This window comes from Agromyces sp. GL_144 (genome assembly GCF_057834305.1).
In genome coordinates, this window is the sequence record NZ_CM174399.1 from 1110068 (window position 1) to 1133347 (window position 23280).

Sequence of the window (23280 nt, forward strand, 5' to 3'; positions counted from 1 at the left end):
GCGGCATCCGTCGGCGGCCACGTCGACTACAACGTTGTAGAGTACCCGCAGGAACCCGGGAGGCCACATGTCCGTGACGTTGCACGATGTGGCGCGCGTGGCGGGCGTCTCGATCAAGACGGTCTCGAACGTCATCAACGCGTATCCGCACATCCGCCCGGCCACCAGGAAACGCGTCGAGGCGGCCATCGCCGAGCTCGGCTACGTGCCCAACCTCACAGCCCGCAGCCTCAAGTCGGGTCGCACCGGGGCGATCGCGCTCGCGGTGCCCGAACTCGGCCTGAGCTACTTCGCCGAGCTCGCGGCATCCGTCATCGAGGCGGCCGAGGCGGCCGGGCTCGTCGTGCTCGTCGAGCAGACGGGCGGCGACCGCGAGCGCGAGCTCGACCTGCTGCGCAGCCCCCGCCTGAAGATGACCGATGGCCTGATCTTCAGCGCGCTCGGCATGAGCGAGGCGGATGTCGCGAGCCTGTCGGTCGACTACCCGCTGGTGCTGCTCGGCGAGCGCATCTTCGGCGGCCCCACCGACCACGTGACGATGCGCAACGTGGAGGCGGCGCGAGCGGCGACCGAGTACCTCATCGCGTCGGGCCGGCGCCGCATCGCGGTCGTCGGCGCCCACGAGGGCGAACTGGTGGGTTCGGCCGCGCTGCGTATGCAGGGGCACCGCGAGGCGCTCGAGGCGCACGGCATCGCCTACGACGAGTCGCTCATCGGCTACACGACGCTGTGGCATCGCTCGAACGGTGCGCGCTGCATGACCGAGCTGCTCGAGCGCGGCGCCTCGTTCGACGCCGTGTTCGGGCTCGACGACACGCTCGCGCTCGGCGCGATGCGCGTGCTGCAGGTGTCGGGGCGGCCGGTGCCCGAGGATGTCGCGGTGATCGGCTTCGACGACCTCGACGAGGCCAGGTACTCGATCCCGTCGCTGACGACCGTGGATCCCGGGCGGGAGTGGATCGCGCGCACCGCCGTCGCGACCCTCGTCGAGCGCATCGCGCGGGGTTCCGACGTCGGGCCCGCGCGCCTGCAGCTCGCGGACTTCCGCATCGCCGAGCGCGAGTCGGCGGTCGCGGCGGTCGCGTAGGTCGCGGCGGTCGCTCGGTCATGAGCTGACCCGGCCGGGGGCGGCTGGGCCGACCTGGCCGACCGGCGCACTCGGTCGTGGCGGTTGCAGGACGTTTCGGGCTGTGTGCGGCGTGTCGGGGTGCTCAGCTGCGGCGTGTCCGGAGTTCTTCCTGCATCCGGTCTCGCGGGTGAGGCGACAGCCGTCGCGAGGGTGAGGTCCCATCCGGTCTTCCCGCCGGGGCGCCGCAGCCGTCGCGAGGGTGAGGTCCCATCCGGTGTCGCGGGTGAGGCGCCGACGGCGGGCCCGGGAACGATGTCTTCAGGTCGGCTGGCTCGGCTGGGTCGGATGAGCCGGCCGAGCCGGCCGAGCCGGATGAGCCGGCTGAGCCGGCCGAGCCGGATGAGCCGGCTGAGCCGGCTCGCTCGGGCGAGCCTGCTGACCTGCTGATACCGTGCAGGAGATCAGGCCCCATCCCCCGCCCGCAGCGCGCAGAGGGCCCGATCTCCTGCAGCTGAGCCGACCGATGGGTCGACCGGCGAGCCCCGCATGACGACTGGAGCACGATGACCGAACGCAACTGGGCCGGCAACCTCGCCTACGGGGCGGCCCGATTCGCCCGGCCCGGCTCGGTCGACGAGCTCGCCGCGCTGGTCGCGGCGGCCGCGAACGATGGACTCCGCGTGCGCGCGCTCGGCTCGCGGCACTCGTTCAACCGCATCGCCGACACCGAAGGGCTGGCGATCGAGACCGGCGGCCTGCCCGCGATCGTCGAGATCGACGACGCGGCCCGCACCGTGCGCGTGTCGGCCGGCCTTCGCTACGGCGAGCTCGCCGAGGCGCTCGATCGCGAGGGCTGGGCGCTCGCGAACCTCGCCTCGCTGCCGCACATCTCGGTCGGCGGCGCGGTCGCGACCGGAACGCACGGATCCGGCGACCGTCTCGGGTCGCTCGCGACCGCCGTGGCGGCGATCGAGCTCGTCACGGCAGACGGCACACTGGTGCGCCTGCGCCGGGGCGACGCCGACTTCGACGGCGCGGTCGTGGCGCTCGGCGCGCTCGGCATCGTCGTGGCCCTCGAGCTCGACATCGAGCCGAGCTACGAGGTCGCCCAGACGGTCTTCGAGCGGCTGCCCCTCGCGGCCGTGCTCGCCGACCTCGACGCCGTCACGGGGCTCGCCACCTCGACGAGCCTGTTCACGACCTGGCACGATCCCGATGTCGTCGACCAGCTCTGGCTGAAACAGCGAGCGGATGTCGCGGGCGTCGGTACTCCGTCGGTCGGTGTGGACGCGCCGTCCGCCGACGCTCCGGTCGCTGCGGCGCCGGCCTCCCTCGAGGCCATGGGCGTCCGGGCGGCGGCCGTGAAGCGGCATCCGCTGCCCGAGGTCTCGGCCGAGCACTGCACCGACCAGCTCGGCGTGCCCGGGCCGTGGTTCGAGCGCCTGCCGCATTTCAAGCTCGCGTTCACGCCCTCGAACGGCGACGAGCTGCAGTCGGAGTTCCTCGTGCCGCGCGAGCATGCCGCAGACGCGATCGCCGCCGTGCGCGGACTCGCGGAGTCGATCGCGCCGCTGGTGCAGGTGAGCGAGATCCGCACGGTCGCCGCCGACGCGCTGTGGCTCTCGCCGGCGTACGGCCGGCCCGCCGTGGGCATCCACTTCACCTGGGTGCCCGACCAGCCGGGCGTCGAGGCGCTGCTGCCGACGCTGCAGGCGACGCTCGCGCCGTTCGACGCCCGTCCGCACTGGGGCAAGCTGTTCGACGTCGACGAGGCGAGCGAGCGGATGCCGCGCCTCTACCCCCGCTGGAACGACTTCGCCGCGCTCCGGGCGAGGCTCGACCCGGCGGGCGTGTTCCGTAACGACCTGCTCGCGCGCCTCGGCCTCTGACCTCCCCCAGCGGGAGCTTTGCTCAGGAGTTTTTCCTGCGGATGCCGCGGCGGTCTCAGGTTTCTAGCGCAACGCCTCGGTGCGGAGGCGGTGTGCTGTGGCGAAGAAGGTTCCGTGGGAGGTACGCGGGCAAGCGTATGGGTTGCTCGCTCGTGGGGTGTCGGCTGTTCAGGTTGCGCAGCGTCTGGGTGTCAACGATGTGACGATCTGGCATTGGACGAAGCTCGTGGGCATGAAGCAGAAGCTGGGAGCCTCGGGTGGTGCTGTGCCGGTGCCGATGGACGCGGTGATCGCCGAGTCCGAGGATCGGGCGTATCGGCGGTTGACGCTTGCGGATCGGGCGTTCATCCAATCAGCAAGGTCGTTCAGTCCGCCGATGTCGATGCGGAGGATCGCCGGTGGGCTTGGTGTGGATGTGTCGACGGTGTCGCGAGAGATCCGCGCGAATCTCGTCACCCATTGGGGTGAACGCCGTTACTCGGCCGAGCTGGCCCATCACGGGGCGCTGAGCAGACGGGCCCGGCATGTGGCCCGGAAACTGGATGATCCAGCGCTGCGCGCCCAAGTCGTGTCACGGTTGAACCAGCGGTTCTCACCGCAACAAGTTGCCGGTGAGCTGCGGGTTGCGTTCCCGGGCCGTGAGGAGATGTGGGTGTCGCACGAGACCATCTATCAGGCGCTCTATCTGCAGGGCAGAGGCGCACTGCGGCACGAGCTGACCGTCGAGAAAGCGCTGCGGTCAGGCCGGAAGGGTCGTGTCCCGCGGTCGAAGCTGCCGACCCGGACGAACCGTCCGTGGCTGGACGGGGCGCGCTTGGTCGACCGGCCAGCAGAGGTCGATGACCGGGCCGTGCCCGGCCATTGGGAAGGGGACCTCGTGGTCGGCCCGGGTAACTCCGGCATCGTCACGCTGGTCGAACGGCAGACCAGGTTCGCGCTGCTAGGCCGGCTCCCCGGGGTACGCGACAGCGAGACCGTCACCGGGGTCCTCGCGGGCATGATCCAGGACCTGCCGACCGCGCTGACCAAGACGATCACGTGGGACCAGGGCTCCGAGATGGCATCACATTCGATGTTCACGGTCGCGACCGGCTGTGCGGTGTTCTTCTGCGACCCGCACTCGCCCTGGCAGCGCGGCACGAACGAGAACACGAACGGGTTGATCCGCGATTTCTATCCCAAAGGCACGAACTTCAATGACGTCACCGACGAGGAACTCGCCGAGGCCCAGCGGCTCTTGAACATCCGCCCCCGACAGACCTTGAACTTCCGCAGCCCAGCCCACAAGCTGGACCAACTAATCAACGGCGTTGCGCTAGCCAATTGAGACCGCCCGCGGATTCGCCGAATTCCTCCTGAGAAGCGGCCGGAATCAGGGGGTCGTTCCTGAGAAACGCATTCGTGGCGCGGGATCAGCCGCCGGCGAAGGGCGGCAGGATGTCGACGCGGTCGGACAGCGCCGCCGCCGGATCGCGCTCGACGCGCCCGCCCACGAGGAACGACCCCGACCGCAGCACGCGCTCCATGGGGGCGCCGTAGCGCGCGAGGAGCAGGGCGCGCAGGTCGCCGACCGTGGGTGAGCCCGCCGCCTCGACCTCGAGCCGTTCCTCCTCGCGGCCGGCCGCCTCGGCGGCGGCGGCGAAGTAGCGGACGGTCACGGCGGTCATGGGTTCGATGCTAACGCGCGAGCGGATGCCTCGAGGTCGACGTGACGCCGACGTGCATCAGACCCGCGCCGCCGACCGCCGGTCGCCCACGCCCGACGCCGGCCACCTGCCCGGCGCCGCGTGCGAGGATGGCGGTATGGATCCGGTGTCGCCGCCACAGGTCGTCGTGCGTCCGGGCCCGCTCGTCGAGCCGGGCCCGCCGCTGAGCGCCGCGCGCGTCTCGCGGTTCAGCCGGCAGCTCATGCTCCCCGGGTTCGGCGAGCTCGCCCAGCGTCGCCTCGCCGCGGCCCGGGTGCTCGTCATCGGGGCCGGAGGCCTCGGCAGCGCGCTCGTGCCGTACCTCGCGGGCAGTGGCGTCGGCACGATCGGCATCGCCGACGACGACACCGTCGAGCTCTCGAACCTGCACCGCCAGGTCAGCCACGGCGTGGCCGACGTGGGCCGCGCGAAGGTCGACTCCCTCGCCGAGACGGTCGCGGCGATCGACCCCGAGTGCCGGGTCGTCCGTCACCGCGAGCGCCTCACCTCGGCGAACCTGCCCGGCGTGCTCGCCGACTACGACCTGCTGGTCGACGGCAGCGACAACTTCCCGACGAGGTACCTCGCGAACGATGCGGCGCTGCTCCGTGGCATCCCGCTCGTGTGGGGCTCGATCCTGCGCTTCCACGGGCAGGTCGGCGTGTCCTGGCGTGAGTTCGGGCCGACCTACCGCGACCTGTTCCCGGTGCCGCCGTCGCCCGACGAGGTGCTCTCCTGCGAGCAGGGCGGCGTGCTGCCGAGCATCTGCGCGCTCGTCGGCGCCCTCATGGCGACCGAGGTCGTGAAGGTCGTGACGGGCATCGGCGAGCCGCTGCTCGGCCGAGTGACGACGGTCGACGCCCTCACCGGTCGCTCGCGCGAGATCACCTACGAGGCGATCGCCGACGCTCCCGAGATCACCTCGCTCGTCGACTACGAGCTGTTCTGCGGGCTGCGATCGCCTGCCGAGGACGCCATCGGCGACCCCCGAGGGGCGGATGCCGCGACCGGGCCCGCTTCCGAGGCGTCGGCCCCGCGCGGGGTCAGCGCCGCCGAGGTGCTCGCCAGGGTGCGCGACGGCGAGGCGGTGCGCCTGCTCGACGTGCGGGAGCCCCAGGAGGCGGCGCTCCGGCGCATCGCCGGCAGCGAGCTGCTGCCGCTCGGCGACCTCGTCGCGGGCGCCGAGCCCGGTGCTGGCGACGCGCCGCTCATCGTCTACTGCGAGCAGGACCTGCGCTCGCGCCGCGCGGCCCGCCTGCTGCTCGAGCGCGGTCACCCCGACGTCGTGTTCCTCGTCGGCGGCATCGACCGCTTCGCGAGCGTCGCCGACGACCTCGTGGAACGCTGACCCCGCGGCATCCGCTCGCCCGCGGCATCCGCTCGCCCGTCTCCACCCGTCGTCCACGCACAGTCGCCAGCCACCCCGAAGGATCCCGAATGCGCCACACGCCCCGCTACCTCATGACCGATCCCGACGAGGTCAAGCGGCTCATCCGCGGCAACGCCTGGGCCACGTTCGTGTCGCCGGCGAGCACGGGGCTCGTGGCCTCCCACTACCCGGTGATCCTCGACGAGGAGACCGACGGCATCACGATCATCAGCCACTTCGGCCGGCCCGACGAGGTGGCGCATGAGCTCGGGCGGCACGAGATCCTCGTGATCATCCAGGGCCCGCACGACTACGTGTCGCCGAGTTGGTACGCGCCGGGCGAGGTCATCCCGACCTGGAACCACGTCACCGCGCACCTCTACGGAACCCCCGAGATCCTCTCCGACGACGAGAACTACGAGATGCTCGGCCGCCTGACCGACCACTTCGAGCAGCACCACGCGGGCGGCCGCAGCCTCGCCGAAGACGAGGCCGGCACGCGCCGCGTCGCCAAGGGCACGGTCGGGCTGCGCATGCGCGTCGACCGCTTCGACGCCCGCGCCAAGCTGAGCCAGAACAAGGCGGCGGATGTCGCGGACAACGTCATCGCGCACCTCGACGAGCGCAACCCCGGCCTCGCCGACGAGATGCGCCGCGTGCACCCGGGGCCGCAGTAGGGGCCGATTCGGCTCTGCGTCGAGTTGCCGGGGCGGGTGAACGTCTTCGGGCGGGGTGAACGTGTTCGGGTGGGGCGACCTTGTTCGGCCGGGGTGGCCGTGATCGCCCGGGGTGGCCGTGTTCGGGCGGGGTGTCCCTCTTCAGGTTCGCGGTACTTCGGTACTTCGGTACTTCGGTACCGAGTTTCCGGGTGAGGTCTCCGTCCGGCGGGGTCTCCGTTCGGCGGGGTCTCCGTTCGGCGAGGTTCCGTTCGGCGAGGTTTCCGGCCGGACAGGTCTTCGTCCGGCGGGGCTCATGCGGGGTGTCCCTCTTCAAGTTCGCGGCACTTCGGCACTTCGGCACCGACGTTCGAGGGAGTTCCCCGTTCGACGGGGTCGTCGCGTGCGTGTCGTCCGCTCGCAGCCGGACTCACGAGTCACCTGCGCCGCGAGCGCCGAGCGCGGCGCCGCGCTCGGACTGCGGGCGGGACCGCACTGCGGCCGTGCCGGCGTCATCCGCCGATGTAGCTCATCTCGATCTTGGGGCGTGCGGCCCGCAGCTCGGGCGTGAGCGTCGCACGCACCTCGGAGTAGCGGTCGTCGCGCGCGCCCCAGATCGAGCCGAGCGCGTCGGCGAGGCCCGCGTCGTCGATGCCGCCGCGCAGCAGGGCGCGCAGGTCGTGCCCCTTCGAGGCGAACAGACACGTGAACAGGCGCCCCTCGGTCGAGATGCGCGCGCGGTTGCAGGTGCCGCAGAACGCCTGGGTCACGCTCGAGATCACGCCGATCTCGCCCTCGCCGTCGGCGTAGCGCCAGCGGGCGGCCGTCTCGCCGAGGGTCGTCGCACCGACCGGTTCGAGCGGCATCTGCTCGCCGATGCGCTCGACGATCTCGGCCGAGGGCACGACCTCGCCGAGCTCCCAGCCGTTCGAGGTGCCGACGTCCATGTACTCGATGAAGCGCAGCGTGAACGGCGTGCCCTTGAAGTGCCGGGCCATCGGCAGGATCTCGTGGTCGTTGAGCCCGCGCTTGACGACCATGTTGATCTTCACGGGGCCGAGGCCGGCGTCGTGCGCGGCCTGGATGCCGTCGAGCACGCGGCCGACCGGGAAGCGCACGTCGTTCATCGACTGGAACAGCGCGTCGTCGAGCGAGTCGAGCGAGACCGTGGCCCGGGTGAGGCCCGCCGCGGCCAACGAGGCCGCCTTCATCGCGAGCGCCGAGCCGTTCGTCGTGAGCGCGATCTCGAGCGGACGGCCGTCGGGCGTGCGCAGCTCGGCGAGCTGGGCGATGAGCTCCTCGAGCCCGCGGCGCAGCAGCGGCTCGCCGCCCGTGAGCCGCAGCTTCTCGACGCCGTGCGCGGCCGCGACGCGGGCGATGCGGGTGATCTCCTCGAAGCTCAGCAGCTCGTCGCGGTCGAGGAACGCGTAGTCGCGGCCGAACACCTCCTTCGGCATGCAGTACACGCAGCGGAAGTTGCAGCGATCGGTCACCGAGATGCGCAGGTCGTGCAGCGGGCGGCCGCGCAGGTCGCTCAGCCCGCCGGTCGAGGGCAGGCGTCGAACGGATGCCGCGAGCCCGCGCCGTGGCGACGTCGATGCGCCGTCGGCGGCGGTCACGGTGCCGCTCGCTGCCGGCGCGCGAAGCGTCGCGGGCATGCCGAGGCTCACCGGCGCGATGGCCGGCGTCGTCGCCGCGTGCGTCATGCGAACCCCTCTCGTGGCGTCAACGCTAACACCGGAAGGGTCATCTGCACCCGAATCCGATTTCACTCTCCGGAAACGACATTCCGAAAAGGTGTAGCCAATGACGATTTCCGCTGTTAGGGTCGAACCCGCGAGTCACCGCCCTCACAAAGGTCCGAATGCCCGCACACCCACTCACCTGACGAAGACCCCCGCCGGATCGAAGAGGATCCACCCCGTCAGAGGCAGACCCGAGCAGACGGGCTCCTCGACCGGCGAGACAGCAAGGAAGCTCGACTCACCATGGACACGTTCGCCAGCACGGCACAGCCCACCCTCCTGAACGACGCGGCATCCGACGCGGCGTCCGGCATCGGATCCGACGCGGCATCCGGAACCGACTCCAACGCGGCATCCGACCCGGCGCAGCTCGCCGCGTGGTACCTCGCACGCGCCGTCGACCTCGCCACGCAGAACGTGCGCGAGAACGGCGGCCCGTTCGGCGCCATCGTCGTCACCGCCGACGGCAGCGTCTACGAGGGCGTCAACCGCGTCACCGCGAACCTCGACCCGACCGCGCACGCGGAGGTCTCGGCCATCCGCAACGCGTGCCAGGGCCAGGGAACGTTCGACCTCAGCGGGGCGACGCTCTACACGAGCTGCGAACCGTGCCCCATGTGCCTGGCTTCCTCGCTCTGGGCCCGCATCGACCGCGTGTACTTCGCGGCGAACCGCGACGACGCGGCGGATGCGGGCTTCGACGACGCCGTCTTCTACCGCTACTTCGAAGGCGGCCGTGAAGACAAGGCGATCATGCCGGTCGCGAACATCGACCTCGGCGCCGATCGGCGCGTGGCTCCCTTCACCGAGTGGAACAGCACCATCTCTCGTATCGACTACTGAGCAGGAGATCCACCAAGTGTCACAATCGACCACCGTCCGCGAAGATGCGGGCACCCCCGAACCCGAGACGCCCCCGACGATCAAGGGCGGCCTCGACCGCTTCTTCGAGATCACGAAGCGCGGCTCGACGTTCGGCCGTGAGATCCGTGGCGGCATCGTCACGTTCGTGACGATGGCCTACATCGTCATCCTCAACCCGCTCATCATCGGCGGTGCGCCCGACGTCACCGGGCACATCCTCGACCCGGCTCAGGTGGGCGCGGCCACAGGGCTGACCGCCGGCATCATGACGATCCTGTTCGGCGTCGTCGCGCGGCTCCCGTTCGCCATCGCCGCGGGCCTCGGCATCAACTCCTTCCTCGCCGTCTCGGTGGTGGGCAACGTCACGTGGCAGGAGGCCATGGGCCTCGTCGTCATCAACGGCGTCATCATCGTGCTGCTCGGGGCCACCGGGGCGCGCACGGCGATCTTCCGCGCGGTGCCGAAGGCGCTGAAGGCCGCGATCACGGTCGGCATCGGCCTGTTCATCGCGTTCATCGGCTTCGTCGACAGCGGGTTCGTCAACCGCACGCCGGCCGGTCCGCCCGTGCAGCTCGGCGACGCCGGCTCGATCACCTCGATCCCGACGGCGATCTTCCTGCTCGGCGTGGTGCTCATCGGCATCCTCGTGGCGCGCAAGGTGCCCGGCGGCATCCTGATCGGCATCGTGGCGACCACGATCGTGGCGATCATCGCGCAGTCGATCCTCAAGCTCGGCCCGAGCTTCGAGGACCCGAACGGATGGCACATGACCATCCCCGAGCTGCCGACGCAGATCTTCACGGTGCCCGACTTCGGCCTCGTGGGGCAGTTCGACCTGTTCGGGGCGTTCGAGCGCATCGGCGCGCTGTCGGCGACGATGCTCGTGTTCACGCTCGTGTTCACGAACTTCTTCGACGCGATGGGCACGATGACCGGCCTCGCGAAGAACGCCGGCCTGGCGCACAAGGACGGCACGTTCCCGCGCCTGCGCTCGGCGTTCATCATCGAGGGCGCCGGCGCCATCGTCGGCGGTGCGACGTCGACCTCGTCGAACACGGTCTTCGTCGACAGTGCGTCGGGCATCGGCGAGGGCGCCCGCACGGGCCTCGCGTCGGTCGTCACGGGCCTGCTGTTCTTCGCCTCCACGTTCCTCACGCCGCTCACCCTCGTGGTGCCGATCGAGGTCGGCTCGGCCGCGCTCGTGGTCGTCGGCGCGATGATGATGGCCCAGGTGCGCGAGATCGACTTCCGCAAGTTCTCGATCGCGCTTCCGGCGTTCCTCACCATCGTCACGATGCCGCTCACCTACTCGATCGCGAACGGCATCGGCGTGGGCTTCATCGCGTGGGCGCTCATCAACGCGGCATCCGGTCGCGCGCGAAAGGTGCACTGGCTGCTCTGGATCGTCGCCGCCGGCTTCGCGCTGTACTTCGTGCGCGGACCCATCGAGTCGATCATCGGCGCCGGATAGCACCGCGGCTCCGCCGGCTCTGTACGCTCCGCACGTCGGAGCCGGCGGCCACGGTCCCGACGATGCGGCCGTGACGACGCCCCGCACCAGCTCCTCGCGAGCGGTGCGGGGCGTTCTTCGCGGGCGGGTGCCTGCCTGCTTGCTTCACAATTCAGGAACATGTGAGGGTTATGGGTCCGATGCGCGTGGGGGTCCGGTGCGGGTTCGGCCTTGTCGCGACGTCCGTTCCTGAATTCTGCAACCAAGCGGATGCCGCGGGGCGGCGGATGCCGCGAGTGCTGCTTGCTTGCTTCACAATTCAGGAACATGTGCGGGTTATGGGTCCGATGCGCATGGGGGTCCGGTGCGGGTTCGGCCTTGTCGCGACATCCGTTCCTGAATTCTGCAACCAAGCGGACGCTGCGGAGCGGACGGATGCTGCGGGTGCTGCTTGCTTGCTTCACAATTCAGGAACATGTGCGGGTTATGGGTCCGATGCGCATGGGGGTCCGGTGCGGGTTCGGCCTTGTCGCGACGTCCGTTCCTGAATTCTGCAACCAAGCGGATGCTGCGGGGCGGACGGATGCTGCGGGGCGGGCGGATGCCGCGGGGCGGACGGATGCTGCGGGGCGGGCGGATGCCGCGGGGCGGACGGATGCTGCGGGGCGGGCGGATGCCGCGGGGCGGACGGATGCTGCGGGGCGGGCGGATGCCGCGGGGCGGACGGATGCTGCGGGGCGGGCGGATGCTGCGGGGCGGGCGGATGCTGCGGGGCGGGCGGATGCTGCGGGGCGGGCGGATGCCGCGGCCGTGCGGGGCGTCAGCCGCGGCCGACGAACGGCATGCCAGCCGCCGTCACCGTGAGGCGCGGGACGCTCACCCCGAGCGGCAGGTTCGCCACGTGCACGACGAGGTCCGCGAGCGGACCCGCGGACATCGTGGGCTCGATGCGGCGGCTGCCGTCGGCCTGCAGGGCGCCCTCGCCGACGATGCCGTCGAGCAGTTCCGTGCGCACGTTGCCGATGTCGACCTGCGTGCAGGTGATGGCGTGGGGGCGTCCGTCGAGTTCGATCGACCTCGACAGGCCGGTGATGGCGTGCTTCGTGGTCGTGTAGGCGACCGACCGGGGGCGCGGCGACTCGGCCGAGATCGAGGCGTTGTTGACGATGCGTCCGCCCGAGGGCGCCTGCGAGCTCATCTGCCGGAACGCCGCGCCCGCGCAGAGCACGGCACCGGTGACGTTGACCGCGAGCACGGCCTGCCAGTCGGCGGGCGTGAGCTCACCGACATCCGCCGGGGAGCCGAACGATCCGGCGTTGTTCACGAGCAGGTCGAGGCGGCCGAAGCGGGCCACGTGGGCCGCGAAGAGGGCCTCGACGCTCGCCGGGTCGGTCACGTCGGCGACGACGACCAGCGCGTTCGGATGGCCGCCGTGGTGCGAGGCGGCGTGGCCGGTGTGCGGGCCGGGGTGCGGTCGTGGCGCCGAGGCCGCGGTCTCGGCGTCGGGTGAGAGCGTCGCGGCCTCCGCGAGCGTCTCGCGGGTGCGTCCGGCGAGGGTCACGCCCCAGCCGTCGGCGAGCAGCGCCCCGGCGATCGCGCGCCCGATGCCGGTGCCGGCACCCGTGACGATCGCCGAGCGCGCGGTCACGTCGAGACCGACGCCGCCGCGGTCGCGGGAGCAGCCTCCGAGGGAGCAGCCTCCGAGGGAGGAGCCCCCGGAGGCGCTGCCTCCTGGGGAGCCGCCTCCGAGGGCGCATCTTCTGCGGCAGCGGTCTCAGCCGGAACAGCCTCGGCAGGCGACTCCGCATCGGCCGCCGGCGCCTCCTCGATGAGCTGCAGCATGCGGGCCGCCACGCTCACGGCGATGACCGCCGGCGCCTTGCCCGCGACCTCGGGGATGCCGATGGGCGTTGTCACGCGAGCCAGCGACGCCTCGCCGTGGCCGAGGTCGAGCAGTTGCGCGCGGAACCTGGACCACTTCGACGACGAGCCGATGAGTCCGATCGAACCGAGGCCCGTGGTGCGCAGGGCGGTCTCGGTGATCGCGAGGTCCTCCATGTGGTCGTGGGTCATGATGAGCACGTGCGCGCCCGGCTCGAGCTGCGCGAGCACCGCCTCGGGCACGGGGGCGTGATGCACGTGCACGGTCGCGACGGCGTCGGCGAGCGGCCCGTCGGCGCCCGACCCGTCGGGGACCGGCCCGTCGGCGCCCGACCCGTCGGGGAGCGGCCCGTCGGCGCCCGCCGTGCCGAGCCGCTCGGGGGCGAGCATCTCGGCGCGCGAGTCGATCAGGTGCAGGTCGAGCTCCTGGCGCGACAGGATGCGCGCGAGCTCGAGGCCGACGTGGCCGATGCCGAACACGGCGATCGACGGCACGACCCGAACGGGTTCGAGCAGCATGGTGACCTCTCCTCCGCAGCACTGCACACCGTACTCGGTCGTGGTCTTGTCGCTGAGCTTCAGCGTCAGCAGTTCGGGTTCGCCGGCGCCGGCCTCGAGCATGTCGCGGGCTCGCCGCGCGGCGGTCGCCTCGAGGTTGCCGCCGCCGACGGTGCCGAAGAGCTCCGTCGGGGCGACGACCATCTTGGCGCCGCCGTTGCGCGGCGCGTGCCCGCGAACCATGGCCAGCGTCACGACGACCGCGGGCGTGCGCTCGTCGCGCAGGCGCCGCAGGGCGTCGAGCCAGTCCAGGGTGCGCGCGACCATCAGGCGTCGACCGTCACCCGGTGGCCGGATGTCTCGCCCGCGGCATCCGCTTCGCCTGTTGCCGTGGCATCCGCCGTGGTGAGCGCCGAGGCCGTCGCGACCGACGCATCGAGGTCGGATGCCGCGGCGCGGGCGTTCTCGACGGCCCAGAACACGGCCTCGGGCGTGGCGGGCGAGCCCAGCTCGACACTGTGGCCGGCCGGGCCGAAGGCGCCGACGGCCTCGCGGATCGCCTCGCGGGCGCTGAAGGCGAGCATGAACGGCGGCTCGCCGACGGCCTTCGAGCCGTAGACGGCACCGGACTCGGTGGCGCGCTCGAACAGGCGCACGTGGAACTGCTCGGGCATCTCCGAGAAGCTCGGCAGCTTGTAGGTGCTCGCGGACTGGGTCTGCAGGCGGCCGCGGTGCGGGCCGTCGGACTCGTCCCAGCGCAGCTCTTCGAGCGTGAGCCAGCCGAGGCCCTGCACGTAGGCGCCCTCGACCTGGCCGATGTCGATCATGGGCGAGAGCGAGTCGCCGACGTCGTGCACGATGTCGACCCGGCGCACGCGGTAGGCGCCCGTGAAGCCGTCGACCTCGACCTCGGTGGCCGCGCAGCCGTAGGCGAAGTACTTGAAGGGGGAGCCCTGCATGAGGTCGGGGTTCCAGTGCAGGCCCTCGGTGCGGTAGTAGCCCGCGGCCCAGAGCTGCACGCGCTGCAGGTAGGCGTCGTTCACGACCTCGGCGAAGGGGAGGCGCTCGGGCTTGCCGAGGCCGGTGATGAAGCCGCCCTCGAAGCGCACGTCGCGCTCGTCGACGCCGAGCAGGCGCCCGGCGACCTTGGCGATGCGCTCGCGGATCTGCTCGCAGGCGTTCTTCACCGCGCCGCCGTTGAGGTCGGCGCCGGAGGATGCCGCGGTCGCGGAGGTGTTCGGCACCTTGTCGGTTCGCGTGGGGGCGAGGCGCACCTGGTGCAGCTCGAGCCCGAGCGCGGTGGCCGCGACCTGCAGCATCTTCGTGTGCAGGCCCTGGCCCATCTCGGTGCCGCCGTGGTTGATGAGCACCGAGCCGTCCTTGTAGACGTGCACGAGGGCGCCGGCCTGGTTGAACGCCGCGAAGTTGAACGAGATGCCGAACTTCACGGGCGTGATCGCGAGGGCGCGCTTGACGTCGGGGTGCGCAGCGTTGAACGCGTCGATCTCGGCCCGACGGGCGGCGAAGTCGCTGTCGGCGAGCAGTTCGCTCCAGATGGCCTCGATGCGCTCGGCGTCCTTCACGAGCTGGCCGTAGGGCGTGGTCTGCCCCGGCCGGTAGAAGTTGCGGCGACGCAGGTCGGCCGGCTCGAGGCCGAGCTGCGGTGCCACGCGGCCGAGGATGTCCTCGATGAGGAACACGCCCTGCGGGCCGCCGAACCCGCGGAAGGCGGTCTGCGAGGTCTTGTTCGTCTTCGCGATGCGCCCGTCGGCGTGCACGTTCGGGATCCAGTAGGCGTTGTCGAGGTGGCAGAGCGCTCGGCCGAGCACGGGCTCGGAGAGGTCGATGCTCCAGCCGCCGTCGGCGGTGAGCGTGGCCTCGAGCGCCTGGATCGCGCCGTCGGCGGCGAAGCCCGCCTTCCACTCGATGTGGAACGGGTGCCGCTTGCCGGTCATCGTGATGTCCTGCGTGCGGTTCAGGCGCAGACGCACGGGGCGCCCGGTGAGCTTCGCGCCGAGGGCCGCGATCGCCGCGAACCCGTGCGGCTGCATCTCCTTGCCGCCGAACGCGCCGCCCATGCGGAGCGACTGCACGGTGACCTCGTTGCTCGGGATGTCGAGCACATGCGCGATGATCTCCTGCGTCTCGGAGGGGTGCTGCGTCGAGCACTGCACGAAGTACTGCCCCTCGGAGTCGCGGATCGCGAACGAGGCGTGCGTCTCGAGGTAGAAGTGCTCCTGCCCGCCGAACTCGGTGACGCCCTCGAACACGCGGTCGGATGCCGCCATGGCCGACGCCGCGTCGCCGCGGACGACCGTGCGCGCGATGCCCTGGAAGGACTCGGCCGCGATGGCCTCGCGCACGGTGACGAACGAGGGGAGCGGCTCGTACTCGACCTGCACGGCCTCGGCGCCGAGGCGCGCGGCCTCCTGCGTCTCGCCGAGCACCCAGACGAGGGCGTGCCCGTAGAACATGGCCTCGCTCGGGAAGAGCGGCTCGTCGTGCTTGATGCCGGCGTCGTTGACGCCGGGCACGTCGTCGGCGGTGAGCACGCGCACGACGCCGGGCACGTCGTAGGCCGGGGCGACGTCGATGCGCACCCTGGCGTGCGCCTTCGTCGACTGCACCGGCCACGCGGTGAGCGTGCCGACGGTCTGCGCGGCGAGGTCGTCGGTGTACATCGCGGCACCGGTCACGTGCAGCTTCGCGCTCTCGTGGGTGGCACGGAGGCCGACGACGGAGTTCGCGGGGCGTTCGGCGAGGCTGCTCATGCCGAGACCTCCTTGGATTCGATGACGGTTGCGCTGTAGAGCTTCAGCAGCGCGGTGCCGAGCATGAGGGAGCGGTACTCCGAGCTCGCGCGGTGGTCGGACATCGGCGTGCCCTCGCCGCGCAGCACCGCGGAGGCGGCGCGCACGGTGGCGATGTTCCACGGCCGGCCGATGAGCGCCGCCTCGGTGGCGCGGGCACGGAGCGGGGTCGCGGCGACGCCGCCGAGGCCGATGCGGGCGTCGACGACGATGCCGTCGCGGAGGTCGAGGGCGAACGCGACGGCGACGCTGGAGATGTCGTCGAAGCGGCGCTTGGCGATCTTGTGGAACGCGGTGACCTCGGCGAGCGGCAGCGGGATGCGGATGGCGCGGATGAGCTCGTTCTTCGCCCGTACCGTCTGGCGGTAGCCGGTGAAGTACTCGGCGAGGTCGACCTCGCGCTCGCCGTCGACCGAGGCGAGCACGAGGCTCGCGCCGAGGGCGAGGAGCGCGGGCGGGGTGTCGCCGATGGGGGAGCCCGTGCCGAGGTTGCCGCCGATGGTGCCGCGGTTGCGGATGAGCCGTGACGCGAACTGCGGGAAGAGCTTGGCGAGCAGCGGCACGCGGCCGTCGAGGCGTCGCTCGATCTCGCTGAGGGAGAGGGCGGCGCCGATCTCGACGACATGCTCGCCGACGGAGAGCGTGCGGAGCTCGTCGAGCTGCTCGATCGCGACGACGAGCGGCGCGCGCCGGCCGCGGAGGTTCACCTCGACGCCCCAGTCGGTGGAGCCCGCGACGAGCACGGCGGTCGGCTCGTCGTTCAGCAGGCGCAGCGCCTCGTCGAGCGTCGCGGGCCGCACGAAGCGGCTGCCGTCGACCTCGACGTCGGTCGGCACGGGTTCGGGCGCCGGGCGCAGGCGCCGTTCGGCGAGCTCGTCGCCGGCCTCGGGGAATCCGAGCGTGTACGCGGCGTCGCGGATCGGGCGGTAGCCCGTGCACCGGCAGAGGTTTCCGCTGAGGGCGTGCAGGTCGAAGCCGTTGGGGCCGTGCTCGGCGTCATGCGAGGCGGCGTCATGCGAGGCATCGCCGGGCGCAGCGTCGGCCGGGCAGCCCTCATCGTGGCCGGAGGGGCGGGAGGGGCCGGAGGCCGCGCCCGAGGCATCCGTCGCCGTGCGGTCCTGACGGTAGTACTCGCCGGCCATGCTGCACGCGAAGCCGGGGGTGCAGTACCCGCACTGCGAGCCGCCGGCCTCGGCGAGCTTGGCCTGCACGGGGTGCAGGTCGTCGGGGTCGCCGAGCCCCTCGGCCGTGACGATCTCCTGGCCGTTCAACGCCGCGACGGGCACGAGGCACGCGTTCACGGGCGTCCAGGCGGTGCCGCCGTCGGCGGTGGGCGTGGCGAGCAGCATCGCGCAGGCGCCGCATTCGCCCTCGGCGCAGCCCTCCTTGCTGCCGGGCAGGCCGGTCTCGCGGAGCCAGTCGAGGGCGGTCGTGTGGGCGGGGACTCCGTGCAGGGGGCGAACGGCCCCGTTGACGGTGACGGCGATGTCGGGCATCGGATCTCCTCGGATTCGGCGTCAGCATCGACACCTGCGGCACCGGGGCCCCGATGGCCCCACCTCGCGCCGCGCCTGCCTCGGGCAGTCATCCCATGATACTGCGTCCGTGCAGGAAGTTCTTGCGCTCCGAAATCAGGATTCCGCAGAGCGGATAAACCCTACGGCGTGAGCCACCGCAGCACCGGCATGCGGTGCAGCAGTCGCGCGAACCGGCCGGGCTCCCGGACCACGCGCGGCGGCATGTGGATGTCGGGATCGATCACGTTGGAGGCGGTGAACGCATAGGGGCGGGCGACGCCCGCGGCCTCCTGGCGGTGGTGGGACATGTCTCGCTCCTCTCCGATGAGTCGATTCCGAGATGTGGAATCTAGATTCTGAATTACGGAAAGAGTAGGCGAGGTTCCGTGCGCCGTCAAGAGGTATCGTGGGCGGTCGTGGGCGAGCGGATGCCACGGGGCGGCCGTAGGCGCAGGGGTCGACGATGCGCCGCCGAGCGCCATCGCTGCGCGGCGGTGGGCCGATCGAGCCGGGTCAGGCCGTGGCGGCCGCGATGTCCTGGACGACCTCGCGCAGCACGGGGATGGCGCGCTCGGCGAACGCCTCGTCGACGCGCGCGACCGGGCCCGACACGGAGACCGCGGTCGGCACCGGGGCGCCGGGCACGGTCATGGCGTAGCAGCGCACGCCGATCTCCTGCTCGTTGTCGTCGATCGCGTAGCCGCGCTCGCGGCTGAGGTGCAGGTCCTCGAGCAGGGCGTCGATCGAGTCGATGGAGTACTCGGTGGTCTTCGGCAGCCCCGTGCGCGCGACGATGTCGCGCACCACCTCGTCGTCGAACTGCGAGAGGATCGCCTTGCCGACGCCCGTGTTGTGCAGCCCCGACCGTCGGCCGACCTCGGTGAACATGCGCATCGCGTGGGGTGACGGGGCCTGCGAGACGTAGATGACCTGGTCGCCGTCGATCGTGGCGAGGTTGGCGGTCTCGCCGAGGCGTGCGACGAGGTCCTTCAGCTGCGGCTTCGCGAGCTGGCCGAACTGGCGGTTGGCGACCTCGCCGAGGCGCACGAGGCGCGGGCCGAGCGCGTACCGGCGGTTCGCGAGCTGGCGTGCGTAGCCGAGCGAGACGAGGGTGCGCAGCAGTCGGTGGATCGTCGGCAGCGGCAGCTCGGCCGTGGTCGAGAGCTCGCTCAGCGTGACGTCGCCGCCGGCGTCGGCGATGAGTTCGAGCAGGTCGAAGACTCGGGCGACGGACTTGACGCCTTCGGTCGGGCTGTCGGCCATCCGTGCTGCTCCAGTTCGTTCGAGGCTCGTGTGCGCATGCGGCACGAGTTATCCGCATCGCGGAAACCTGTCGGGGTTCAGCCAAGATACCGCACGCCGTGACGGTGCCCGGGGATTTTGGCGTCGCGGGGTTGTGTTTCCGAACTGTAGAGAATAATGTCCATCATACGAAAACTTGTCCCAACGGTTTTCACGACAGAGGGTGGCCCCGCCATCCGGGAAGGACTTTCGATGGCGAACCCGAGTCCCGGCTATTCCATCCAGCTGCGCGTGGAGGCCCCCGCGGGCGTCACGGCGACGAGCGAGCTCGTCGTCACGGTCGCCGATGCGGGCGCCGTGGTCACCGCCGTCGACGTGAGCGAGTCCACGGGCGACCGCGTGCTCGTCGACCTCACCTGCTACGCCGTCAGCGCCGAGCACGCCACGCAGGTCGCCGAGGCGCTCGCGGCCCGCGACGGCGTGGTCGTGCACGACGTCGCCGATCGCACCTTCCGCCTGCACGCCGGCGGCAAGCTCGAGATCGTGCCGAAGACGCCGCTGCGCAACCGAGACGACCTCTCCCGCGCCTACACGCCGGGCGTCGCGCGCGTGTGCCTCGCCATCGCCGAGCAGCCGGCCGACGCCCGCCGCCTCACCGTCAAGGGCAACACCATCGCGGTCGTCACCGACGGCTCCGCCGTGCTCGGCCTCGGCAACATCGGCGCACTCGCCTCGATCCCGGTCATGGAGGGCAAGGCCGCCCTGTTCAAGCAGTTCGCCGACGTCGACGCCTGGCCGGTCGCCCTGGACACCCAGGACACCGAGCAGATCATCAGCATCGTCAAGGCCCTGGCCCCCGTCTACGGCGGCATCAACCTCGAGGACATCGCGGCGCCGCGCTGCTTCGAGATCGAGCGCCGCCTCCGCGAGGAGCTGGACATCCCCGTCTTCCACGACGACCAGCACGGCACCGCGATCGTGACGCTCGCCGCACTCGTGAACGCGCTCCGCCTCGTGGGCAAGCGGCTCTCCGACGTGCGCATCGTCGTCTCCGGCGTCGGGGCGGCCGGCTCGGCGATCATCCAGCTGCTCGTCGCCGAGGGCGCACGCGACATCGTGGCGTGCAGCCGAACGGGCGCGATCCACCGCGGCGAGACCTACGACGACCCGCACCGCACCTGGATCGCCGAGAACACCAACCTGCAGGGCGTGCACGGCACGCTCGCCGAGGTGCTCGTCGGCGCCGACGTCTTCATCGGCGTGAGCGCGCCGAACCTGCTCGGCGAGGCCGAGATCGCCTCGATGGCCGACCGCTCGATCGTGTTCGCCATGGCGAACCCCGACCCCGAGGTCGACCCCGTCGCGGCGGCAAGGCACGCCGCGGTCGTCGCCACCGGCCGCAGCGACTTCCCGAACCAGATCAACAACGTGCTCGCCTTCCCCGGGTTCTTCCGCGGCCTGCTCGACTCCGGCGCCGTCGACATCACGCCCGACATGCTCGTCGCGGCCGCCGAGGCGATCGCCTCCTGCGTCGGTGAAGACGAGCTCAACCCGAGCTACATCATCCCGAGCGTCTTCGACCCCGACGTCGCCCGCGTCGTCGCCGAGGCGGTCGCCGCCGCCGCGCACCGCACCGCATCCGCACAGGAGGAATCCGCAGCATGACCACCCCAGCCGTCCAGGCCGCACCCGTCGTCGAGATCACGCGCGCGACGAGCATCGAGGGCGCCGACGAGATCCTCTCGCCGGAGGCGCTCGCCTTCGTCGCCGAACTGCACCGCCGCTTCGCCGGCACGCGCGACGAGCTCCTCGCCGAGCGGCAGGTGAAACGCGAGCGCATCGCCGCCGGCGGCACGCTCGACTTCCTCGCCGAGACGCGCGAGGTCCGAGAGGGCGACTGGCACGTGGCATCCGCCCCCGAGGCCCTGCTCGACCGTCGCGTCGAGATCACGGGTCCGGCCGCACCGCCGAAGATGGCGATCAACGCCCTGAACTCGGGCGCGCGCGTGTGGCTCGCCGACCTCGAGGACGCCACGAGCCCGACCTGGGACAACGTCGTCGGCGGCGTCAAGAACCTGCGCGACGCCGCCCGCGGCACGCTCGCCTACACCTCGCCCGCCGGCAAGCCGTACGCGCTGCGCACCGACCTGCGCCGCCCGACGGTCGTCACCCGCCCGCGAGGCTGGCACCTGCCCGAGCGGCACCTGCGCATCGATGGCGAGCAGGCCGTCGGCGCCCTCGTCGACTTCGGCCTGCACTTCTTCCACGCCGCGAAGCTGCTCATCGCGAACGGCCACGGCCCGTACTACTACCTGCCGAAGCTCGAGAGCCACGTCGAGGCCCGACTCTGGAACGACGTGTTCGTCTTCGCCCAGGAGCACCTCGGCATCGAGCGCGGCACGATCCGCGCCACGGTGCTCATCGAGACGATCCCGGCCGCCTTCGAGATGGACGAGATCCTCTTCGAACTGCGCGAGCACGCCTCCGGACTGAACGCCGGCCGCTGGGACTACCTCTTCAGCATGATCAAGGTGTTCCGCGACGCGGGCGAGGCCTTCGTGCTGCCCGACCGCGCCTCGGTCGCCATGACGGCGCCGTTCATGCGCGCGTACACCGAGCTGCTCGTGAAGGCGTGCCACCGCCGTGGCGCCGCCGCGATGGGCGGCATGGCCGCGGTCGTGCCCAACCGCAACGACCTCGAGGTCACCGCGGCCGCGTTCGAGAAGGTGCGCGCCGACAAGACGCGCGAGGCGAACGACGGCTTCGACGGCTCCTGGGTCGCCCACCCCGATCTCGTGCCCGTCTGCCGCGAGGTGTTCGACGCCGTGCTCGGCGACCGCCCGAACCAGCTCGGCCGGCAGCGGCCCGAGGTCGAGGTCACCGCCGCGCAGCTGCTCGACGTGGCCTCCGCCGACGGCGAGGTCACCGAGGCCGGACTGCACGCCAACCTCTACGTCGCCGTCGCCTACACGGCCGTGTGGCTCTCGGGCAACGGCGCGGTCGCGATCCACAACCTCATGGAGGATGCCGCGACCGCCGAGATCTCGCGCTCGCAGGTGTGGCAGCAGCTGCGCAACGGCGTCGTCTTCGCCGACACCGGCCGGCGGATCACGCCGGAGCTCGTGCGGGCCGCGCTCGCCGAGGAGGTCGGGCGCCTGCGCGGCGAGGTCGCCCCCGAGCTCTTCGCCCGCTGCTACGAGCCCGCCGCCGAGCTCATCGCCGACATCTGCCTGTCGGAGGAGTACGTCGACTTCCTCACGCTGCCCGCCTACGAGCTGCTGGACTGAGCATGGCGAGCGCACTCACCGCGGCCGACCTCGACCGCATCGACGCCCGGCTCGCGGCCACCGACGAACTGCTCGCCACCGCGTACCCGGGCGATGACGGCTCGCGCCAGCCCGTGCACACGGTGTACGTGCCGGCCGACCGGTTCGCTCCGGAGCTGCCCGCGCAGTGGGGGCGCGCCGCGATCGCGGCCGTCGACGACGCCGGGGGACTCGCGGCGCTCGCGGAGCGCGTCGGCATCCAGGCCGGCATCGCCGACGACGTCGTGCCGCGCGTCGCGGCCAAGCTCGAGCGCGAGCCCATCGAAGACCTGCGGCTGGACTTCGAGGACGGCTACGGCGACCGCGGCGACGAGGCCGAAGACGCGGATGCCGCGCTCGCGGCCGCCCGCGTCGCCGATGCCGTCGAGGCCGGCGTCGCGCCGCCGTTCATCGGCATCCGCTTCAAATGCCTCGAGGCGTCGACCAGGCGCCGGGCCCTTCGCACCCTCGACCTGTTCGTGAGCGGGCTCGTCGAGCGCGGCCCGCTGCCCGACGGCCTCGTGCTCACGCTGCCGAAGGTCACCACGGTCGCGCAGGTCGAGGCGATGGCGGATGCCGCGGCCGCACTCGAACGTGCCCATGGCCTGCCCGACGGACGCCTGCGCTTCGAGGTGCAGGTGGAGACGCCGCAGCTCGTGCTCGGCGCCGACGGCCGCTCGCCCGTCGCGCAGCTGCCGCTCGCCGCCCCCGGGCGCATCAGCGGCCTGCACTACGGCACCTACGACTACAGCGCTTCGCTCGCGATCGCCGCGCGCCACCAGTCGATGGAGCACCCCGTCGCCGACCTCGCCAAGGGCGTCATGCAGCTCGCGGTCGCCGGCACCGGCATCCGGCTCTCCGACGGCTCGACGAACGTGCTGCCGATCGGCGAACGGGCCGACGAGGCGTGGGCGCTGCACGCCAGACTCGTGCGCCGCTCGCTCGAGCGCGGCTACTACCAGGGCTGGGACCTGCACGCCCACCAACTGCCCACGCGGTACCTCGCGACGTTCGCGTTCTACCGCGAGGCCTACCCCGAGGCATCCGCCCGCCTGCGTGCGTATCTCGAGCGCACGCCCGGTGCCGTGCTCGACGAGCCGGCCACCGCTCGGGCGCTCGCCGATGTCGTGCTGCGCGGCGTCGCCTGCGGGGCGATCACGACCGACGAGGTCGCCGCCGACATCGGCATCGACCGCCCTGCGCTCGTCGGCCTCGCGCACCCGCGGCTCGCGGAGGTCGCCGCGGACCCCGTGACCGCCGGATGACGCCGGCCCGCGGCATCCGCCCCACCACATCCCAC

The 23280-nt window shown here is 71.7% G+C and carries 18 protein-coding genes; 10 read left to right on the forward strand and 8 right to left on the reverse strand.

Translation table 11 applies throughout. The features are described 5' to 3' along the window. The first annotated feature begins 67 nt into the window (after positions 1 to 67). From AC3IPY_RS04990 to AC3IPY_RS05000, 3 genes are all read left to right on the forward strand, one after another. Entirely contained in the window at positions 68 to 1087 is a 1020-nt protein-coding gene (locus tag AC3IPY_RS04990; RefSeq protein WP_489187103.1) for a LacI family DNA-binding transcriptional regulator, read from the forward strand. A gap of 545 nt (positions 1088 to 1632) precedes the next feature. Continuing rightward, positions 1633 to 2958, forward strand: coding sequence for an FAD-binding protein (locus AC3IPY_RS04995; protein ID WP_489187104.1), 1326 nt, complete (start codon positions 1633 to 1635; stop codon positions 2956 to 2958). A gap of 97 nt (positions 2959 to 3055) precedes the next feature. Continuing rightward, positions 3056 to 4285 (forward strand): IS30 family transposase, encoded by a 1230-nt coding sequence (locus tag AC3IPY_RS05000; protein WP_489186172.1) that lies wholly within the window; start codon positions 3056 to 3058, stop codon positions 4283 to 4285. A gap of 85 nt (positions 4286 to 4370) precedes the next feature. Here AC3IPY_RS05000 and AC3IPY_RS05005 read toward each other — a convergent pair whose 3' ends face one another. Beyond that, positions 4371 to 4625 carry a MoaD/ThiS family protein gene (locus tag AC3IPY_RS05005; protein WP_489187105.1) on the reverse strand — a complete coding sequence of 85 codons (255 nt, stop codon included), beginning with the start codon at positions 4623 to 4625 and terminating at the stop codon, positions 4371 to 4373. A 136-nt stretch (positions 4626 to 4761) separates the two neighbouring features. Here AC3IPY_RS05005 and AC3IPY_RS05010 point away from each other — a divergent pair, with 136 nt between their 5' ends. Together AC3IPY_RS05010 and AC3IPY_RS05015 are read left to right on the forward strand one after the other, a co-directional pair. Further along, a complete protein-coding gene (locus AC3IPY_RS05010; protein ID WP_489187107.1) occupies positions 4762 to 5991 on the forward strand; it encodes a ThiF family adenylyltransferase in 1230 nt (409 codons plus the stop codon). Positions 5992 to 6080: 89 nt separating this feature from the next. Further along, positions 6081 to 6689, forward strand: coding sequence for an FMN-binding negative transcriptional regulator (locus AC3IPY_RS05015; protein ID WP_489187108.1), 609 nt, complete (start codon positions 6081 to 6083; stop codon positions 6687 to 6689). 491 nt (positions 6690 to 7180) lie between these two features. On the opposite strand, the gene moaA is transcribed toward AC3IPY_RS05015, so the two are convergent. Next, positions 7181 to 8374, reverse strand: coding sequence for a GTP 3',8-cyclase MoaA (moaA, locus tag AC3IPY_RS05020; protein ID WP_489187109.1), 1194 nt, complete (start codon positions 8372 to 8374; stop codon positions 7181 to 7183). 282 nt (positions 8375 to 8656) lie between these two features. On the opposite strand from moaA, the gene AC3IPY_RS05025 reads away from it, so the two are divergent. Continuing rightward, complete coding sequence (locus AC3IPY_RS05025; RefSeq protein WP_489187110.1) at positions 8657 to 9256, forward strand: nucleoside deaminase; 600 nt, start codon at positions 8657 to 8659, stop codon at positions 9254 to 9256. A 16-nt stretch (positions 9257 to 9272) separates the two neighbouring features. After that, on the forward strand, positions 9273 to 10748 hold the full coding sequence (locus tag AC3IPY_RS05030) for an NCS2 family permease (RefSeq protein WP_489187111.1): 1476 nt from the start codon (positions 9273 to 9275) through the stop codon (positions 10746 to 10748). A 799-nt stretch (positions 10749 to 11547) separates the two neighbouring features. Here AC3IPY_RS05030 and AC3IPY_RS05035 read toward each other — a convergent pair. The 6 genes from AC3IPY_RS05035 to AC3IPY_RS05060 all read right to left on the reverse strand — a co-directional run bounded on the left by AC3IPY_RS05035 (position 11548) and on the right by AC3IPY_RS05060 (position 18696). After that, complete coding sequence (locus AC3IPY_RS05035) at positions 11548 to 12375, reverse strand: SDR family oxidoreductase (RefSeq protein WP_489187112.1); 828 nt, start codon at positions 12373 to 12375, stop codon at positions 11548 to 11550. Further along, positions 12372 to 13433, reverse strand: a complete 1062-nt coding sequence (gene xdhC, locus AC3IPY_RS05040) for a xanthine dehydrogenase accessory protein XdhC (protein WP_489187114.1) — start codon at positions 13431 to 13433, stop codon at positions 12372 to 12374. Before xdhC ends, AC3IPY_RS05035 begins: the two co-directional genes overlap by 4 nt. Next, positions 13433 to 15877, reverse strand: coding sequence for a xanthine dehydrogenase molybdopterin binding subunit (gene xdhB, locus AC3IPY_RS05045; protein WP_489187115.1), 2445 nt, complete (start codon positions 15875 to 15877; stop codon positions 13433 to 13435). Before xdhB ends, xdhC begins: the two co-directional genes overlap by 1 nt. Then, positions 15874 to 17412 carry a xanthine dehydrogenase small subunit gene (locus AC3IPY_RS05050; RefSeq protein ID WP_489187116.1) on the reverse strand — a complete coding sequence of 513 codons (1539 nt, stop codon included), beginning with the start codon at positions 17410 to 17412 and terminating at the stop codon, positions 15874 to 15876. Before AC3IPY_RS05050 ends, xdhB begins: the two co-directional genes overlap by 4 nt. Before the next feature lie 161 nt (positions 17413 to 17573). Continuing rightward, positions 17574 to 17741, reverse strand: a complete 168-nt coding sequence (locus tag AC3IPY_RS05055) for a hypothetical protein (RefSeq protein ID WP_489187118.1) — start codon at positions 17739 to 17741, stop codon at positions 17574 to 17576. A gap of 205 nt (positions 17742 to 17946) precedes the next feature. Continuing rightward, a complete protein-coding gene (locus AC3IPY_RS05060; protein ID WP_489187119.1) occupies positions 17947 to 18696 on the reverse strand; it encodes an IclR family transcriptional regulator in 750 nt (249 codons plus the stop codon). Between the two features lie 231 nt (positions 18697 to 18927). On the opposite strand from AC3IPY_RS05060, the gene AC3IPY_RS05065 reads away from it, so the two are divergent. From AC3IPY_RS05065 to AC3IPY_RS05075, 3 genes are read left to right on the forward strand one after another with little or no spacing between them, the layout of a single operon-like run. Then, positions 18928 to 20340: an NAD-dependent malic enzyme gene (locus AC3IPY_RS05065; RefSeq protein WP_489187121.1), complete on the forward strand. Its 1413-nt coding sequence runs from the start codon at positions 18928 to 18930 to the stop codon at positions 20338 to 20340. After that, positions 20337 to 21962, forward strand: coding sequence for a malate synthase A (gene aceB, locus AC3IPY_RS05070; protein ID WP_489187123.1), 1626 nt, complete (start codon positions 20337 to 20339; stop codon positions 21960 to 21962). Before AC3IPY_RS05065 ends, aceB begins: the two co-directional genes overlap by 4 nt. 2 nt (positions 21963 to 21964) lie before the next feature. Further along, positions 21965 to 23245 carry a DUF6986 family protein gene (locus AC3IPY_RS05075; RefSeq protein ID WP_489187124.1) on the forward strand — a complete coding sequence of 427 codons (1281 nt, stop codon included), beginning with the start codon at positions 21965 to 21967 and terminating at the stop codon, positions 23243 to 23245. Positions 23246 to 23280: the final 35 nt, after the last annotated feature.

What these genes read in the sequence shown, in the direction of transcription:
- AC3IPY_RS04990 (WP_489187103.1), top strand. Translation starts at nt 68, where the DNA reads ATGTCCGTGACGTTGCACGATGTGGCGCGCGTGGCGGGCGTCTCGATC.
- AC3IPY_RS04995 (WP_489187104.1), top strand. Translation starts at nt 1,633, where the DNA reads ATGACCGAACGCAACTGGGCCGGCAACCTCGCCTACGGGGCGGCCCGA.
- AC3IPY_RS05005 (WP_489187105.1), bottom strand. Translation starts at nt 4,625, where the DNA reads ATGACCGCCGTGACCGTCCGCTACTTCGCCGCCGCCGCCGAGGCGGCC.
- AC3IPY_RS05010 (WP_489187107.1), top strand. Translation starts at nt 4,762, where the DNA reads ATGGATCCGGTGTCGCCGCCACAGGTCGTCGTGCGTCCGGGCCCGCTC.
- AC3IPY_RS05015 (WP_489187108.1), top strand. Translation starts at nt 6,081, where the DNA reads ATGCGCCACACGCCCCGCTACCTCATGACCGATCCCGACGAGGTCAAG.
- moaA (WP_489187109.1), bottom strand. Translation starts at nt 8,374, where the DNA reads ATGACGCACGCGGCGACGACGCCGGCCATCGCGCCGGTGAGCCTCGGC.
- AC3IPY_RS05025 (WP_489187110.1), top strand. Translation starts at nt 8,657, where the DNA reads ATGGACACGTTCGCCAGCACGGCACAGCCCACCCTCCTGAACGACGCG.
- xdhC (WP_489187114.1), bottom strand. Translation starts at nt 13,433, where the DNA reads ATGGTCGCGCGCACCCTGGACTGGCTCGACGCCCTGCGGCGCCTGCGC.
- xdhB (WP_489187115.1), bottom strand. Translation starts at nt 15,877, where the DNA reads ATGAGCAGCCTCGCCGAACGCCCCGCGAACTCCGTCGTCGGCCTCCGT.
- AC3IPY_RS05050 (WP_489187116.1), bottom strand. Translation starts at nt 17,412, where the DNA reads ATGCCCGACATCGCCGTCACCGTCAACGGGGCCGTTCGCCCCCTGCAC.
- AC3IPY_RS05055 (WP_489187118.1), bottom strand. Translation starts at nt 17,741, where the DNA reads ATGTCCCACCACCGCCAGGAGGCCGCGGGCGTCGCCCGCCCCTATGCG.
- AC3IPY_RS05060 (WP_489187119.1), bottom strand. Translation starts at nt 18,696, where the DNA reads ATGGCCGACAGCCCGACCGAAGGCGTCAAGTCCGTCGCCCGAGTCTTC.
- AC3IPY_RS05065 (WP_489187121.1), top strand. Translation starts at nt 18,928, where the DNA reads ATGGCGAACCCGAGTCCCGGCTATTCCATCCAGCTGCGCGTGGAGGCC.
- aceB (WP_489187123.1), top strand. Translation starts at nt 20,337, where the DNA reads ATGACCACCCCAGCCGTCCAGGCCGCACCCGTCGTCGAGATCACGCGC.
- AC3IPY_RS05075 (WP_489187124.1), top strand. Translation starts at nt 21,965, where the DNA reads ATGGCGAGCGCACTCACCGCGGCCGACCTCGACCGCATCGACGCCCGG.